The organism is Photorhabdus bodei (genome assembly GCF_003287735.1).
Lineage (GTDB): Bacteria > Pseudomonadota > Gammaproteobacteria > Enterobacterales > Enterobacteriaceae > Photorhabdus > Photorhabdus kayaii.
In genome coordinates, this window is record NZ_NSCM01000010.1 from 22,174 (window position 1) to 40,194 (window position 18,021).

Consider the following 18,021-nt stretch of genomic DNA (forward strand, 5'->3'; position numbering starts at 1 on the left):
GGCCCTTTTAATACCAACGAACACGATCTCTATCTTTTATTATCAGATAAACAGTATTACCCGCCTGTTCTGTGGCAGGGCATACAATTAGCGAAATATGCCGATAATCTGGTTCTCTCATATATTATTTCGCAGGCCTTTCAGGAACACCTCTGGTTATTGAATTTATTAACTCATGCACAAAGCTGAAAACTTAATGAATATCAACTTGAAGATACACATCAGTGGGAAAATACATATACTTATGATAATTATAAAAATATATCACTATACCCTATGGATTTCAAGATGCATCGCGACGGCAAGGGAGTGAATCCCCGGGAGCATAGATAACTATGTGACCGGGGTGAGCGAGTGCAGCCAACAAAGAGGCAACTTGAAAGATGACGGGTATATAGCCGCCGTTTCACCTTTCGCCTTGCAAGCCAGACTAATAAAACAAGAGCGTAGCGATAATATCTAAGCCAAATACAATATCCAGAGAGCTCCAAATTTTTATTACAGCGATATCCTACTTAATGAGGCACTTCAAATTTAAAGTAATCGCTGAGGAGAACTATTTTATCGTCCATAATTTCGATTAATGTCACGCCCATATTGCTATAAATATCACTATTTTTACGACGCCCTTCATTTTCCCAAATAACGCAAGCCTGGCTATTACTAGCAATGAAACCAGTTTGCCTAAAATGTAAATATTCAAAATTCGAGAACAGTTTCTTGAGAAAAATAAGCGACATTTTTTTACCTACCATTGGAGGAATACCCGGATAATAAATTGAAATATCTTCGGAAAAAATATTATCCAATCGTTTAATATCATACTGATTCATTGAGCTGAGAAGTTCTGCGGTTAACTCATCTATTCGGTTCATCATGTTTTGTCCTCTGTTTTATTTATTTACCGACATAATCCCATTAAAAATTTAGGCTTAGCTGATTACTTCATTTTCCTGCTGCAAAACGTTTAATCGTTGCGCCAGTTGGCTGACCCTCGGTGCGTTAAATAGATCGCGTAACGTTATTTCAACGCCGAAGTCACTACGCACTCTTGCTATTACCCGCATTGCAACTAAAGATTCGCCGCCGAGCTCAAAGAAATTATCCTCTGGAGAGATATGTTCTAATCCCAACAACTCGGCAAACAGACGACAAAGCGAGAGTTCCTGTGGGCTGGAGGTGCCACTTTCATTGACTACTACACTGTTCCACGTGGGTTTCGGTAACGCTTTACGATCTAACTTTCCGTTAATGGTCAACGGGAAGTGATCAAGCTGCACTATTGCCGCTGGAATCATCGCTTCCGGCAAGCATGTGGTCAGACTGGACCGTATTAACTGTGATTCAAGCGTAATACCCTTATGAGCAATGACATAACCCACCAACCGCTTCTGTTGACCTTCATCTTCACGCACAATGACCTCAGACTGCACGATATCAGGGTGTGCATTTAACGCTGCCGCCACCTCGCCCAATTCAATACGGAAACCGCGGATTTTAACTTGATCGTCAGTGCGGCCAAGGAAGTCCAGTACTCCATCCCGACGCAATCTTGCCAGGTCACCCGTGCGATACATGCGTGCATCTGTGCCGATAAAAGGATCAGTAATAAAGCGTTCAGCAGTGAGTTCAGGACGATTCAGATAACCATGCGCTACCCCTGCACCGCCCACATATATCTCACCCACAAAACCTACCGGAACCGGGTGCTGAGCCTCATCAAGAATATAAATACCGAGATCATCAATAGGTTCACCAATAAGACTTGAAGCAGGCTGAGCAACGACTTCACGAGAAAGAGGGAAATAGGTCACATGTACAGTGGTTTCAGTAATACCATACATGTTGATCAACTGAGGTGCGTTGTCATCGTGCCTTTGATACCACTCCTCCAGAATATGCGCATTCAGCGCTTCTCCGCCAAAAATCACCGTGCGTAGCACCAAACTCCGCCCAAGCTCAGGGGCTTCGCGATCAGCATGGATCAGCGCCTGAAACGCTGAAGGTGTCTGATTTAACACCGTCACTTTTTCGCTAACTAAAAGCTGCAAAAAATCTGTAGGTGAGCGGCTGACTTCCCAGGGAACAATCACTAATCTTCCGCCATTCAACAATGCTCCCCAACACTCCCAGACAGCAAAATCAAAAGCATAAGAGTGAAACATTGTCCAACAATCAGTTTCAGAGAAATTAAACCAGCGCTGAGTACTTTGTAGCAAACGCATCATATTATGATGAGTCACTACCACGCCCTTGGGCACACCGGTGGAGCCAGAAGTGTAAATGATATAAGCAGGATGCGCTGACATCAGCGGTTGCAAGCGCTCTTTGTCAGACAGATCAGCAACACTTTGCATTTCCAGATGGGTGATCAATTCGGGATCATCTAGCAATACCATGGGGGTATGGGTTGTCAGGCGTTGCGCAATTTCACTGGTGGTGATCACACAAGCAGGTTCAGCATCGTCAATCATAAAATCAAGACGACTTTGCGGATAATCTGCTTCCACTGGCACGTAAGCAGCACCAGCCTTGATGATAGCTAGCAGTGTCACCATCATCTCAATAGAACGAGGTAAGCAGACCATAACACGCTGTTCCGGGCCTATTTGCTGTGATACCAGATAGCGAGCCAGTTGGTTAGCACGTTGGTTCAATACCGTATAACTAATATTCTCCTGCTGATAAGTCAGCGCCACACTATCTGGCATTGCAATTGCCTGTTGTTCAAAGCGCGAGGTCAGAGTTTCCTCATTTAATACTGTGCGCCGTGCAGGTAATAGGCTGCCTCCTATGTGCCAACCTGGCAATGTCAGTTCACCAATGGGGCGTGATATATCCGCCAGCAATTCAGTGATGAAATGCTGAAAAAGAGATTTTTGAAGGTTAATATCGTGGGGAGTGTAGAGGTTATCATTGGTATCGAGCGTAAACTGCAAACTGTCGCCTTCGCCATGATAATAAATGGTCACAGTGAGGTCTTCTACCGGTCCACTGGACAAATTTTTGGTACGCCCAAAATTACCCGCAAAGCTCACATTGCTGTTAAACAGCATCACATTGATATTCTGTGCAAACAAGCGGGGGGCAGAACCATTTCGCTGTAAATCACGATAGATATCTTCAGAACGATACTGCTGATGTTTGAGTAACTGGCGGATTTCCTGGCTGACCTGCTTACTAATGTCACCTATGGAATGAGCAGGATCTATTGTCAGACGCAGAGGTAATACATTGGATACCATACCTGGAATACTACGTAACATACGCCCTGAACGCGCAGTTACTGGCATACCCAAAGTAATATCCTGCTTATCGGTCATACGAGAAATCCAGGAAGCAACGATTGCAATAATAATTTGAGCCATACTACTTCCACTCTCTTCACTCAGAGTACGCAGAATATCATTGACCTTTGCCGGGATTTTACACTGGGTGCAACTGAACGAACCCAAATCGGCGAACTGACCAGGTTTCGCCCCTACGGCAAGGCTCTGTGGCTCACTTCGGCCTGCCATATACTGTGACCACCACTGACGGTCATGTTGAAAATTTTCCGAGCGGCGGTATTCTTCGTCAAAAGCCAACAGATCGCTAAGAGGCCCGAAAGGATTTTCCAGCTCAGCAGCGCCAGTCAATTTCTGGGTATACAGTTCAGCAAGCCGCTGAATCAGCAATGTAGTGCCAAAAGCATCACTAACCAGATGATGGACACGGATAAACAAAAAATAGTGGTCATCACTGATTTTTAGCAGCGCAAAACCAAACAACGGCCCCTGTGTTAACTCCATCGGCCGCACCAATTCAGCTTTCATCCAGATTTCAGCTTCTGTTAACGCATCCGCATGGTTAGATAAATCAATAAGCGGACATTTCCATTGCAGGTTGGTAACAATCTGTTGTTGTAGTCCTTGTGGGTGCGGTACAACCACCACTCGTAAACATTCAGCTTCATCTATCAACTGGGACAATGCCGAGTTAAGTGTCTCAATATCGATAGCGCCTGAAATATCGATATAACAACCCGTGTTATAAATTCCTGCGCTTACATTTAATTGTTCAGCCAGCCAAATTTCCTGCTGTGCTGCGGTCAGGGGGTAATAGCTCCCTTGATGTTGTTTCATAATTAATCCTCACAAGCTGGTGATATTTTTATTTATATAAATTGCGTAATGTGATGTCTGCCTGAGAACCACGTAGCAAAATCAATATGGCGCAGAAGCAAACAACGACAGCAATAACAAAGGGAAGCCCTTGAAAATAGAGAGATTGTCCTTGACGAGATGAAAAATGCAGCAATAATGCTCCCAACAGCGGTGAAGCAGTGATAGCCAGACCCAACATACAGTTCTGTGCTCCCAGATATTCCCCTTGTCGCTCATTACCGGCACGCAATGAAATCAAAGCACGAAGCGTTGAATCGCTGATCAACGCCAGTGCATGCAAAGCAATTGCACCAGCAACAATAAGTGGTGATACCGCCAGGCTATAAGCGATAAACGCCAGCATATAGAGTCCGTAACCGATGATCGCTGTGCGGTATTCGTTACAGTGCGCTACGAACATTTTTAGCAACCAAGTTTGCGTTATGATGATCCCGACGCCGAGCCCGGTGAGAGCCAGACCGTTTTCACGTGGTCCCCAGCCCAAACGCATTTCATTGAGTAAGACAAAACAGGCCAGAAAAATGCCATAAGCCACCATGCCAAGAGCCGAAGCATAAACCAGTCGTCTCAATACCCCATCCGTCGCCAGTAGTTTCAGGCTGCCCAAGGGGTTGGCACGGCGCCAGTCGAACGAACGCCGGTTCTCCTTGGTCAGACTTTCGTTCAGAACGAACATAGCGGCAATAGCGTTCACGGCTGCCAGTGAGCCAGCAATCACAAACGGAAGGCGCGGTGCAATCATGCCCAATAACCCTCCGAAGGCTGGCCCGGCAACCATGCCGAAGCCAAGAACACCGCTGACCAGACCGAAACGCGCTGCCCGCTGTGCTTCTGGTGTCACATCTGCTACGTAAGCTGATGCAGCGGAAGTACTGGCGGCAGTGGAGCCTGAAAGAAATATACCGGCCACCAGCCATCCTAATGACGGTGCTGTCGCCACCAACGTATAGCTCAGCGCTGTGCCAAACAGTGTTGAAAGTAATACCGGCCGTCTTCCCCAAGCGTCGCTAAGCGCCCCTAACAACGGGGCGAAAAGGAACTGTGCAAAAGCATATAGTGAGACAAATAACCCGATTAACGGCACATCCGCTTCCAGTGATTGAGGGGCAACCTCCCGCAACAGATCGGGTAAAACCGGGAGTACAATCCCGATACCCAAAGCATCCACAGCCAATGTCATTAGGATCACGGCCAATCGGCGTTTATGCTGGCGGTTTTCAGGAAGGTGAACCGTTGGGGAAGAATCACTCATACCTGTCCTCCTTTTATTATTGACGGAAAGTGATGGATTATCGCCTGCGATACATGTGCTACGTGCTCTTCCATCAGGCAGCTATAGTGATTCCCCGGCACTTCTGCGATACGAATGGGAAGACTGGAGAACTTCTCCCAACCCCAGGCATTGGTCTCGCGGATCTCCGGCACAACAACCCCTTTCGGTAGTGGTTCCACCGCTTTTACTAACAGCATGGGAATTGGCAACTGTACGGGTATTGGACGATATTTCGGTGACATATCCGACGCAGCCCGATAGACATTGAACAATCCGTTAATTGAGCCCATATCATTCTGCGCCTGAATCAACGAGAAACGTTTTAGCTGCTCTTTGATATAGCTTAGTAACGCCTCGCGGGGTAATGCACGCATTTCGTCGTCATCCAAGCTGTCGATCATTTCCAGTCGGTCAGTGTAGTAGGCAAAAATACCAAGAATAACTTTGGCAATATCAGCATCTTCCTGATACGGAACTGGTGCATAGGGTGGCGCGGCAGAGTCGAGTAGCACCAGAGAACCGATGCTTTCTCCCTCGGCATGAAGCTGCCGGGCTATTTCATAAGCCACTTTTCCACCTAATGAGTGACCGCCGATATGATATGGCCCCTGTTTTTGAGCCGAGCGCAAACAGGCAATATAATGTGTTGCTATCTCTTCCACCGATTGGTGCGGCGCAGTTTTTCCATCAAGCCCCAAATATTGCATACCGATAAATGGCAGTTCTCGTGGTAATGCCGCGGCCAGGGGCATAAATTGGGTAACATTGCCGCCCATACCCGGCACACAAAAGAAAGGTGAATAATTACCATTACCGCCGTGATTAATTGGTACCAGGCAGTAGCGGATATGAGCATTTTCAGGAGCCAGGCTCTTTTTATCGTCAGATAGTGAACGGACAACACGTGCCATTGTCGGCTGTTCGAGAAACTCCGCCAGCGTCAGACAGTGCTGGAAATGGTCACGCAAACGGGAGATCATCTGCGTTGCCAACAGTGAATGACCGCCCAGCTCGAAGAAATCATCTTCCAGGTTAATCGTCTCTTCACCCAGTAGCTCATACCACAATTGACGAACTGCTTCCTCTGGGCTGGCAGAATCAGATATCGCCGATGAATTCTGCAATTGTACGCGCCGAACAGGAGTCAATTTACTGACAACGACCTGTGCTTCCCTTCCAGCAATGGCCAGATCGAAAATAGCGCAGCCTTCTTGATTACTGAGACCGATCACACTTTCTTGACGGCGTGCGGCATAATCCACGGCCATTCCCACTTCTGCCCAGGTGTCCCAGTTAACTGACGTTACCGGTATAGCCTGTTGTCGCCAGTAGTGTGCCACGGCATCAAGATAACGGTTCGCCGCCGCATAGTCTGCCTGACCCATTCCACCTACCAATGAGGCAAGTGAAGAGCACAACAGAACAAAGTCGAGAGAGTCCTGACTCATCGCCGTCATCAATTGCTGTGTACCACTGACTTTTGCCGCCATCACATGCCGCCAGTCCTGCGACGTGCCATGCGCCAGCAATCCACTGGCTTCAATACCCGCTGAATGAATCACACCGTTGATAGCACCAAATCTTGCTCTCATCTGTGCCAATGCTTCATTTAATGCCACACCGTCAGCAACATCAGCGCACAGCATCATGATTTCAGCACCAGATTTCCGTAACACATCGAGTAAAGCTTCACTTGCCGCATGAGTTCCCCGGCGGCTCAAAATACCGAGTTTAACCTTACTGCATTTATTGCTGATGTGACGCGCCAGTGACTGACCGATACCTCCCAGCCCACCAGTAATTAGATAAACACCGCCATCACGCAGAATTTGCCGGTGCGGGATCTCATCAAGCTCAGTAAATGTCTGCAATTCACGCTCACCCTGCTTAAGCGTAATGCTGGTAACCGGTATTCCTTCTGTTGCTTCTTCCGGTTGCATATCCGTATACAGTTCCGCAATCAGCGATTGATATGTAGCAAAAGTGTCATCATCCAGATCGATATGACGTGCGGAACACCCCGGGTACTCGGCCACCAATATTCCGAGCAAACCAAGCGCGGGTGCGGCATTACAGGCTTCCAGCACCTTGGCTGCCTGTAACCCACGGGAAATTAGGGTAATATTAAAAACCCTGTGATGACCGGTAAGCGCTTTAATTGCAGCCGCCAGTTGTTCAAATGCAGCCTCTGGTTGAGAAATCCCTGCCGCAGTCCAGCACCAGATAATACGTTCTGGTAGCATTTGTTGCTGTATCAGACAATCTATCAGTCGTTGATAATCTTCGGGCTGATCCTTACGCAAACGAAAGCGGTAGGTACTCTGTTGCAGAAATTCATCAGCATCTTCAACAACGATACTGCCGGGTGCCGCCGCTTCCCATAAATCACTCAGCTCAGCGGCTTGGGCACCAAAAATCAACCACGGCGCACGATTCTGTTTTGCTTCGCCTAGAGGCTTCGGCAACCATCGAGGGTAACGACACCACCGTACTACATTCGACTCGTTCGCTGGCTGGAATGGTAAAGAATTGAACTGCCGTAAATTGTAACCGTGGATTTCAACCAGCACCTGCTTGCAATTCTGACTCTCATCCCAACTAAATAGCGTTATGTCATAAGTCCGTGGAGCCGTTTCAACCGCCAGACTGTAAAATTCGGCGCATAATGGCTGGTGCAGCGTCAGCGAACCATAATGGAACGGTATTGAAGCATCACCCGGCAACAGACAGGCATGTAAGAACACCGTGCCTAAGTCGAGCAAAGCCGGATGTAATGCAATATCAGGCAAATCATCGATAAATGCCTGATTGAGTCGCAACTGTGCCAACGCACAGCGATCACCCATCCATACACCTGCAATGCATTGCCAGCGCGGTCCATAGTCAGCGAATGCCTGATTGAAACGCTCCGGCGCCTCTGCAACTTCTTCAAGCTGCAAATTCCGACGCAACTCATAAGGTGAGACAATCTCTGCTGGTGGAGAGCATATGGCAGTAACGTTGCCGTTTGCATGAAGTTGCCACATATCATTACCATCATCGCGAGACTCCAGCGTAAAGGCAAAGCTGCGATCAATGGTGGTCAAGCTGATGCGTATCTGACGTTCAACACCTGACGATAGTACCAACGGTGAGGGGAAGTAAACTTCACTGAAAGTAGCTGTGCCACCGGGTTGCAATTCGTTAAAAGCACGACGCACTAATTCCAGGCAACCTGTGCCCGGTAATACACCTTGCCCTGCGAAAATGCGATGTTCATCAATAAACCAGACATTATCATCTAGCTTACAAGTAAATTGTGTGGCCCCCTCTCTATCCGATAACTGTGTGAAAATCGGTAGTTTTCTCTGTTGTGTACTTATGACAGCGGCTGATGTAGTGACAGGATGTTCCAACCAGAGATGTTGGCGTTGGAGGGGATGCACTGGCAGCATAACCCGATGTAATTTGTGTGAATGACCAAATGCAGCCCAATCGATAGCGACTCCTTGCTGCCATAACTGCCCGATGGTATTGAACAGTACCTCTTCATCCAGTTTCTGCTGGTGAGTATGGCGCATCGTGGTTAGTGTCTGAGCCTGGCCGTTCTGCTGTAGATCTTTCAGCATGCTGGTCAGTGCACGCCCTGGACCGACTTCAAGCAGGATTGGATTGTCAAAATGGTTCAGCAACGTAAGAATACCATCATAAAAGCGTACCTGCCGACGCAGATGATCTCCCCAATAACCAGAATTATCGCGATCTTGTTCACTGAACCAACTGCCACTGATATTGGATATCATCGGAATGGTACTGGATTGTAGCGTGAAGCCTGCGCTGAATTCCCGCATCTGTTGCGCGGCAGCATCCATCAATGAACTATGAAACGCATGTGATGTCGTTAGTCGCCGGTAAGAAATACCTGCCTTGTTGCATTGCTCTTCCAGTACCGCGATATTGTCATGGCTGCCAGTTATCACGCACTGTTCAGGTCCGTTGAGCGCTGCAAATTCACACTCTGGTGCCAGCGAAACCATACGTTCAGATGATGCCTGTACCGCCAGCATTGCCCCTGTGGGCTGGCGCTGCATGATTGCAGCTCGATTTGCTACCAATGCCAGTGTATCTTCCAGCTCAAGCATACCCCCTACACAGGCCGCAACCAATTCACCGAGGCTATGACCAATCATTGCTTGGGGGGTAATACCCCAAGCTTGTAGCTGGCAGGCCAGCGCATACTCAACAGTGAACAGCGCAGGCTGAGTATAACGTGTAGCATTTAACCGGTTGACAGCATTGTCGCGTTCCGATTGCGGATAAATTAACTGCCTGATATCCAGTTTGATGTGTGGCTGTAGCAGTTCGGCACAGCGATCAAATTGCTGGCGGAATACACCATTACGCAGATAGAGCGATTGACCCATTTCAATAGACTGACTGCCTTGTCCCGGAAACATAAAAATCACCGATCGAGGCTGTTGTTTGCGACTCATAGTCTTAGTCTGTGGTGATAGTCGGCGTAGTTGATTGATTAATTGCTCCCGATCTCTTCCCACAACAAAAGCACGCTCGCTGAAAGCGCTGCGTCCTTGTTGCAAAGTCCCGGCAATATCCGCCAATGGCTCATTACCGGTAGTCAGTGCGACTGCCAAGCGTTCCCCTTGCTGAATTAACGCTTGTGGCGTTTTCGCTGAAATCGGCAGCAGATGCCAGCGCTCGTCATCTAATATACGGACATCTTGCTGACGCGGAGCTTCCTCCAGAATAAGGTGCGCATTAGTGCCACCAATGCCGAAAGAACTTACACCGGCACGACGTGGCTTACTTGTTTGCGGCCAAGGGCATGCTGTATTGATTACAGAAAACGGGGTCTGTTCGAAGTGGATCGCAGGATTGGCTTGATGATAGTGAATACTTGGTGGCAAAGTCTGGTGACGCAGCGCCAACACGGTTTTGATTACACCGGCTATACCGGCGGCAGCATCAATATGTCCTATATTTCCTTTCACAGAGCCTATTGCACAACTCCCTACAGGTAACACTTCACCATCAGATTGTTCCAGGAAAGCCTGAGTCAGCGCACGTATTTCTACTGGATCGCCTAAAGAGGTCGCCGTACCATGTGCTTCGATATAACTGATGCTGGCAGGCAATACCCCGGCATTACGTAGTGCGTCTTTGATCACTGAAGATTGGCCGTCAATACTTGGTGCCGTGTAACTCACCTTTTGTGCACCATCATTATTGACAGCAGAACCTTTAATTACCGCATGGATGGTATCGCCATCTTCTAAAGCAGCGGACAGACGTTTTAGTAATATCATCCCACCGCCACTGCCGCTGGCTGTACCGTTGGCCGCCGCATCAAATGGTCGGCAAAGGCCATCTGGAGACATAATTCCACCACTGACATGGACAAAGCCAACCTGTTGCGGGTCCAGCGCTACAGCACCTGCCAATGCCATGTCACATTCACCGCGTCGTAAGCTTTCGCAGGCAAAGTGAATAGCGGTGAGTGATGACGAACAGGCGGTGCCAATACTGACAGCCGGTCCGCTAAGGTTCAGCTTGTAAGCAGTACGTGTAGCGATAAAATCCTTGTCATTACCTATTTGCCACTGACCGGGGTCGAGGTGCATCCGGTCTTTATTTGGCATGACGTTTTCCAGCAGGTAATAATTGAAGCCACTGCTACCAAAGACACCTACTGAACGCGGTGTACTATCATTGCCATAGCCAGATAGTTCCAGCGTTTCCCATGCCATTTCAAGAAACAACCGCTGTTGCGGGTCCATCACCTGCGCTTCACGTGATGAATAACCAAAGAAACGCGCATCAAACTCCGCACAACCCTCCAGCAAACGTGCGCGTCTGACAAACTGTGGGTGACTTAACAGCGCTGGATCGACGCCACGTTGTAACAATTCCTCGTCAGACAACTCCACACTGGCATCGTAACCCGCCAACAACCGCCGCCAAAAAGTGTCGAGATCTGGCGCTTGTGGGAAACGGCCAGTCATACCAATAATCGCAATAGCCTTGCTATCCTGAGTCGAAACATCCAACGTTGGTCTTGCTCTCTTTTCAGTGACTATCGGCGGTGTCATTGCAACTGCAACAGGTGTTTTTTGCTGCGACAGCGTGTCCAGTAGTTGAGCCTGTTGTCGAATGGTGGGATGAGCGAAAATATCGGTCACAGACAAGCCTCCACCAAACGCCTCATTCAATTGCTGGAATAGCGCCATAACCCGTAGTGAGTGGCCGCCAGCATCGAAAAAGTTTTCGTCATAACCGATCTCATCCCTCTCCAGCAGTTCACGCCAGATAGCCTCAACGCGACTGAGTGATGACACGACTTTGGCTGGCAAGGGAGAAGATTGATGCTGACCGGCACGTGTCAGTTTCATTTCAGCCAACGCTTTCAGATCGACTTTTCCCGTAATGCCGGTAGGCAGGGCATCAAGGAAGAACAGCGCTGTTGGCACCATCACTTCATTAACCTGTTGGCGTAATTCGCTCAGGATCTCACTGCGGCTGGTTTCGCCGACAATGTATCCCGCCAACTCTTTATTCCCTTGGCTATCGGTGATCGCCAGCGCTTCGGCCTGACGTACACCCGGTAACGCACTTAGGGCGGCCCGCACAGCATTCAGTTCAATTCGATGACCACGGATTTTTACCTGACGGTCAACCCGACCAACAAACTCCAGTGCGCCATCCATGCGTTGGCGCACCATGTCGCCGGTACGGTACATACGAGCCTTTAATTGTGGTGCAAAGCTATCGGGTAAAAACACCTCAGCGGTTTTTTCATCCATACCCAGATAGCCCTGTGCAACACAGGTTCCCGCTAAATAAAGTTCACCCATTTCCCCCGGTGTCACGGGCTTTCTCTGTTCATCAAGCAGATGGAAGCGAACATCGCCCATTGGACGCAGCACTAGATTTTGTCCTTCGGCATGATAATCGGTAAGGGATACCACAATCGCACATTCAGTAGGGCCGTATCCATTCATCAGCCTGCGCCCTACAGACCAACGTTGGGCGACTTCGGGCATACAAGGTTCACCGGTTACGATAAGCACCTGGAGATTAGGCAGCGGAACTAACGGCACTATCGCCAACGCGGAAGGTACAATCCACATATGCGTAATCTGTTTATGTGTCAGCCACTCTGTCAGATCACTGCCAGGCAACAGTTGCTGTTTCTTACCGAAGACCACGCAAGCACCTGTTGCAAGCGCCGGAAAAATTTCTCCCAACATCACATCAAACACGGGCGAAGAGTACTGCACTATGCGAGAAGAAGGTTCAAGCCTCAGCTCATCGCGGATGACCAGAATGTTATGGCAGACACTGCGGTGGGTGACAGCAACACCTTTCGGTTTACCCGTTGAGCCAGAAGTGTAAATAACGTAAGCGCAATCATCCGGCTGACAGATCGCCTCCATAGTCATATAGGGTGCATTGGCTATATCTAACTCATCGATATTAATTGCCGCCAGACCAAGACGCTGGCACAGAGGCGCTGTTTCATTTCGGCACAATATCGCTTTTATTTTCGCATTATCAATCACATACCGATTTGCTGGTTCGGCGTTATCAGGAGCCAGTGGCACAAACACCGCGCCGATCCGGTTAATTGCCAGCATCGCCGTGACATTATGTGGATGGTGCCCCATTAGAATGCCAACTCGATCACCTCGGCCTACACCTACCTGTTGGAGTTGCTGCGCCACATATGCGGTCAATGTATCAAGCTGCTGATAACTCAGACTTAATTCATCACTTTCCAGCGCCACATGTCTGCCATACCGGGACAGGTTCTGCTGAAACAACTGAAACAATCCCTGTGGCTTATCAGCCATGAGTTCTGGTTGAGTACTACGGCCAGCATTAACCGTCAACAAATCCGCCAATGCAGTATCTGGTTTTTCAATGATTTGTGGCAACATAGCCAGCAAATACTCACTCATCCGTCCCAGAGTGACGGCAGATAACCCCCCCGGCATTGCCATAAAGTGAGCGTAAACCTGACCATTTACACGATTAATAGCCAGCTCCAAATCAATTTTGGCGCGATAGTCCCCCAACTCAACATCCGAGACCTTCATGTCCCCGAATGTTGCATCGTTTGGTTGATCCAGTTCACAGGAGAAAATAGTTTGGAACGCAGGATTTTTACCCGCCACACGCGGCAAATTAAGTGTCTGCACCAAATAATCGAACGGCAAATCACGATTTTCAAGGATGTCGAGACTAACCTGTCGCGTATGCATTAAGAGTTGCTGAAAAGTTTGCAACTCACGGCTATTGATACGTACCGGCAAAGTATTAGCAAAGTAGCCAATCAGCGCATTCCATGCAGGTATGGTACGCAGCGACACCGGTGTTCCGACTATAAGATCCTGCTCATTGCTTTGCTGGCGCAGCAGGAGTGCAAATAAACTCAACCAGACCATAAACGGTGTACAGTTCTGTTCACGAGCCAATTTCTCTACACCTTCAACGTACACCTGGGGAACAACACAACTTATTGCAGCCGCTTCGTCAGTTGGCGCAGCCATCTCATTCAGTATCAGAGTAGCTGGCGCATCCGCCAATTGTTGACGCCAGAAATGAATCTGTTGCTGTACCGCTGGTTCAGCCAGTCGAGTGCGCTGCCAGGTAATGAAATGCCCATAGTTTGCTTCCAACACGGGTAGCATGGGTGCTTTACCGGCCAGACGTGCCTGATAGCAATGCCGTAACTCATCAAAAAGTATTGCCAGCGAGCGGCCATCGGAAATAATGTGATGCAGAGTAATACAAAGCACATGCTCTTGCGGAGACAATGTAAACAGTACCGCACGGATGAGAGGCCCATTGGCGAGATCGAAACTTGCCATCACTTCTTCTCGCAACTTCGATGCCAGCGCAGACTCACCGCCGGAGATATTCTGTTGGCGCAGGGTTAACGTTAATTCAGACGCAACCTGATAATTGGGTTCAAAACTGGATGTTCCATCCGATGCGTTTACTTTGCTGACTTGACTGGAGAATGTGGTACGCAATACATCATGACGTTGCACTACATCATTCAGCGCCTGCATTAACGCACTAAAATGCAGATTACCATGCAGACGCAATGTGAAAGGCACGTTGTAACTGCAATCATCCGGCCGTTGCATGGCAATCAACCACAAACTGCGCTGACCGAATGAGAGTAAATCACTGACCTGCGAAACGTGCTGCACAGTAACACTCTGTTTCGCACCGCTCTTTTCAATACTGTCCTTTTCAATACTATCCTTTTCAATACTATCCTTTTCAATACTGTCCAGTAACGAGGCCAACCCGGCGATAGTCGGATGATTGAAAATAGTGGAAAGCTTAAGCTGAACATTAAATGTCTTATTGATCTGTGTAATCAGATTGGCAGCAATTAATGAATTGCCACCACAATAGAAGAAATTATCTTCCGTACCGATGACCTGAACCCCTAATGCTGTTCTCCATAATGCCAGCAATTGTTCTTCACGGGCGTTAGCTGGTTCTGTCATAGATTCCTGATTTTCTGGTAGCGAAAAATCTGGAACTTGCAAGCGCTTGCGATCAACCTTCCCGTTGGGGGTGGTTGGTAATTTATCGAGAAACACCAAAGCACGTGGCATCATATGGCCGGGTAGCCGCAGGGACAAATAACCACGTAACTTGTCAGTATCAGCCGATGACACAACATAGGCGACCAGTACTTTATTATTTGTACTGTCATTACAGGCGACAACCGCACACTGGTGCACATCTGCGTGTTCCAGTAATGCACTCTCCACCTCGCCTAACTCGACGCGAAAACCGCGAATTTTAACCTGATGATCACTGCGTCCCATGAAATCAATAGTGCCGTCAGCCAGGAAACAGCAAATGTCTGAGGTACGATAGAATCGTGTACTACTATTATTGTTATTGTCTGCCACAAAACTGTCTGCCACAAAACGGCCTTGGCTATCGAATTTGCCGGTAATAAATTTCTCTGCCGTGAGTTGAGGATTATTGAGATATCCTTTTGCTACGGTAACACCCGCAATCAACAATTCACCACTAACGCCAATCGGCACTTGTTGCAGGTGTTTATCAACAATGAATAGCTCACAGCTAGCCAGCGGCCTACCCAATGGAATTACTCGCCCGGCTTCCAATGGATGTGTTTCCGGATCAAAAACAGTGCTATCAATGGTTGCTTCAGTTACACCGTAAGAACCCAGAATACGCGTGTCTGGGCGGCACAGCGCTTGTGCTGCATGCAGCTCATGACCGAACCAGACATCAGCTCCACATACCAGTGTTGATAATCCATCCAGACGTTTCCCATTATCCTGACAGAACTGAATTAATTGACGCAGTACCACAGGAGGAAAATCACCGAAGGTCACGCCTTCGCTCATCATTAAGCGGTGCATTTCAGGGGCATCTAGCAACCACTCACGCGGACACATAACCAAGCATCCACCACAGCCCAGAGTACGACTGAAATCCCCTATACTGAGATCGAAAATCGGTGCGGCAAGTTGTAGTGATACCGGCTCACCGGGTTGGGTGAAACGATAGTCATGGCACCAGGCATGGAACGATGCATGCAGACTACCGTGGCTTACCTCTACTCCTTTTGGATTACCGGTTGAACCAGAAGTGTAAATAACATAGGCTGAATCACTCTCCTGAACTGACCAGATTGGCTGCACATCCGGCGGCGCTGGTTGACGAAACAGCCCATCAACTTCCAGCACAATGGCACGAAAATCAAGCAAACCAACAGCATCCTGTTCACTGGTGAGGATCAGTACTGGCTGTGCATCATTTATCTTATCGGCGAAGCGAGGATCAGAGGGGGACAACGGCACATAAACCGCACCGGCAGAGAGAATAGCGTAAAAAGAGATGACAATTTCTGGCCGGTAGCTCATCAATACTGCAACCCGGCTACCCGGCCCAACGCCACACTGGCGCATCTTCGCGAGCAGGCATTGCGCGTACTCGTCCAGTTGAGCATAGGTGAAACGTTGATCACGCCAAACAATAGCTCGTGCATCTGGATTATTACGCACCTGTGACTTGATGCGTTCAGCTACCGAAATAAACTCCAATACCGGCAGAGGTTCTGCTGGCCGGGAGAAGCGAGCCAGTGTTTCCAGCTCTTCTGGCGGCAACATGCTACATTTGGCGACAGAACGCTCAGGTTCACTTAACAATGTATCCAACAATTTCTCATAGTGATTCACCATGCGAGTAATGGTGAGGTTATCAAATAAATCGGTATCAAACTCAACCAGACAAAGTAGTGAATTTGGGGATTCTTCTATCGATAACGTCAAATCATATTTAGCAGTACCAGAATGGATAAATTGTACTTCTGCTGCTAACCCATCCAGTTGCAATGCTTGTCCCGGACTCTTCAAATAATCAAACATAATCTGAAAAACAGGGGGATGACTCAGAGAACGCAGGGGTTGTACCACATCGACGATCTCATCAAACGGCAAATCAGCATTTTCATATGCATCAAGCAATATATCGCGCGCTTGAACTAATAGATCACTGAAACTTATCTCTTCGTTAAAGCGAAAACGCAACGGTAATAAATTGATAAAAAAGCCAAGGCGGACATGCTCATCAATACTGTGACGATTCGCAAATGGACTGCCAATAACGATGTCGTCATCATGTGAATAACGATTCAGCAATACGGCAAAAGCGGAAATTGCCACCATATAAGGTGTTAGTCCATAACGTTGGCAGATTTTAGAAATACGTCCAACGAGAGATAAAGGAAGTGATTTCTGATATACCGCACCACGTCCCCGTTGTTCTAATAGCCGTGGCCGATCGGTGGGTAATTTATGTAGTTCAGGCAATTCCGCCAGCTGTTTTCTCCAATAATCGCGTAAGCGTTGCCGACGAGCGCTATTCATATGAATATTTATTACAGAGTCACTGGCATGCGGGTAGGTAATTGTCGCCAACTTAGGCTGTTGACCTACTTTATACTGGTTATAGGCATGGCTAAAATCATTAAGAAAAACGTGAGTCGACCAATCATCAAATACAATGTGGTGAAGTGTAAATATCAACTGATGATCGTTCTCTTGCCGGCGAAGCAGTAAATAACGAAAAGGCAAATCGTTATTGAGATTAAAACAATATCTGGCTTCGTTATCACAGATAGACTGTACTTTGGTTTCGCGTTCCTCTGGGGAATAATCGCTGAGATCACTGATACGTAATTCAGGCCACTGCGGATTCAATGCTATCTGCAATTCTCCATTGAGAACATGAAATTGTGAACGCAACACCGGATGGCGTTCAATCATAAAAATAATAGCTTGTTCAAGCGCTTCCTTATTTAACAAACCATGCAAACGTAACGAAAATGGCACGTTATATAATGCTAAGTCCATATTTCCTTGGCTGATGAACCATAGCCTGCGTTGAGCAGGCGTTGGCAATAAGAATGGAACATTCGGTAAGGTGTTTGAATAATTACTCACAAAATTTTTCCTAAGATAAAAAGATTTTTGCAGCTTAGTGATTGCCGTAAAAACTATCACTCCTGGCACTCCTGGCACT

5 protein-coding genes are annotated in these 18,021 nt (G+C 47.9%); 1 reads left to right on the forward strand and 4 read right to left on the reverse strand.

Translation table 11 applies throughout. The annotated features are described in order from the left end of the window. The first annotated feature begins 337 nt into the window (after positions 1 to 337). The gene (locus tag CKY02_RS26260; RefSeq protein WP_274382150.1) at positions 338 to 463 is read left to right on the forward strand and encodes a hypothetical protein; all 126 of its coding nucleotides are present in this window, start codon (positions 338 to 340) and stop codon (positions 461 to 463) included. Between the two features lie 52 nt (positions 464 to 515). On the opposite strand, the gene CKY02_RS09320 is transcribed toward CKY02_RS26260, so the two are convergent. Genes CKY02_RS09320 through CKY02_RS09335 form a run of 4 tightly spaced genes read right to left on the reverse strand, consistent with a single transcriptional unit; the run spans position 516 to position 17,942 of the window. Then, positions 516 to 875: a nuclear transport factor 2 family protein gene (locus tag CKY02_RS09320; RefSeq protein ID WP_112895119.1), complete on the reverse strand. Its 360-nt coding sequence runs from the start codon at positions 873 to 875 to the stop codon at positions 516 to 518. 57 nt (positions 876 to 932) lie between these two features. Next, positions 933 to 4,124 (reverse strand): non-ribosomal peptide synthetase, encoded by a 3,192-nt coding sequence (locus CKY02_RS09325; protein WP_112895075.1) that lies wholly within the window; start codon positions 4,122 to 4,124, stop codon positions 933 to 935. Positions 4,125 to 4,152: 28 nt separating this feature from the next. Next, complete coding sequence (locus tag CKY02_RS09330) at positions 4,153 to 5,418, reverse strand: MFS transporter (RefSeq protein ID WP_112895076.1); 1,266 nt, start codon at positions 5,416 to 5,418, stop codon at positions 4,153 to 4,155. Further along, the gene (locus CKY02_RS09335; RefSeq protein WP_240002030.1) at positions 5,415 to 17,942 is read right to left on the reverse strand and encodes a hybrid non-ribosomal peptide synthetase/type I polyketide synthase; all 12,528 of its coding nucleotides are present in this window, start codon (positions 17,940 to 17,942) and stop codon (positions 5,415 to 5,417) included. Before CKY02_RS09335 ends, CKY02_RS09330 begins: the two co-directional genes overlap by 4 nt. Positions 17,943 to 18,021 lie beyond the last annotated feature (79 nt).

Excerpts from the sequence above, each read along its gene's own strand:
- CKY02_RS09320 (WP_112895119.1), bottom strand. The coding sequence starts at position 875 with ATGAACCGAATAGATGAGTTAACCGCAGAACTTCTCAGCTCAATGAAT.
- CKY02_RS09330 (WP_112895076.1), bottom strand. The coding sequence starts at position 5,418 with ATGAGTGATTCTTCCCCAACGGTTCACCTTCCTGAAAACCGCCAGCAT.
- CKY02_RS09325 (WP_112895075.1), bottom strand. The coding sequence starts at position 4,124 with ATGAAACAACATCAAGGGAGCTATTACCCCCTGACCGCAGCACAGCAG.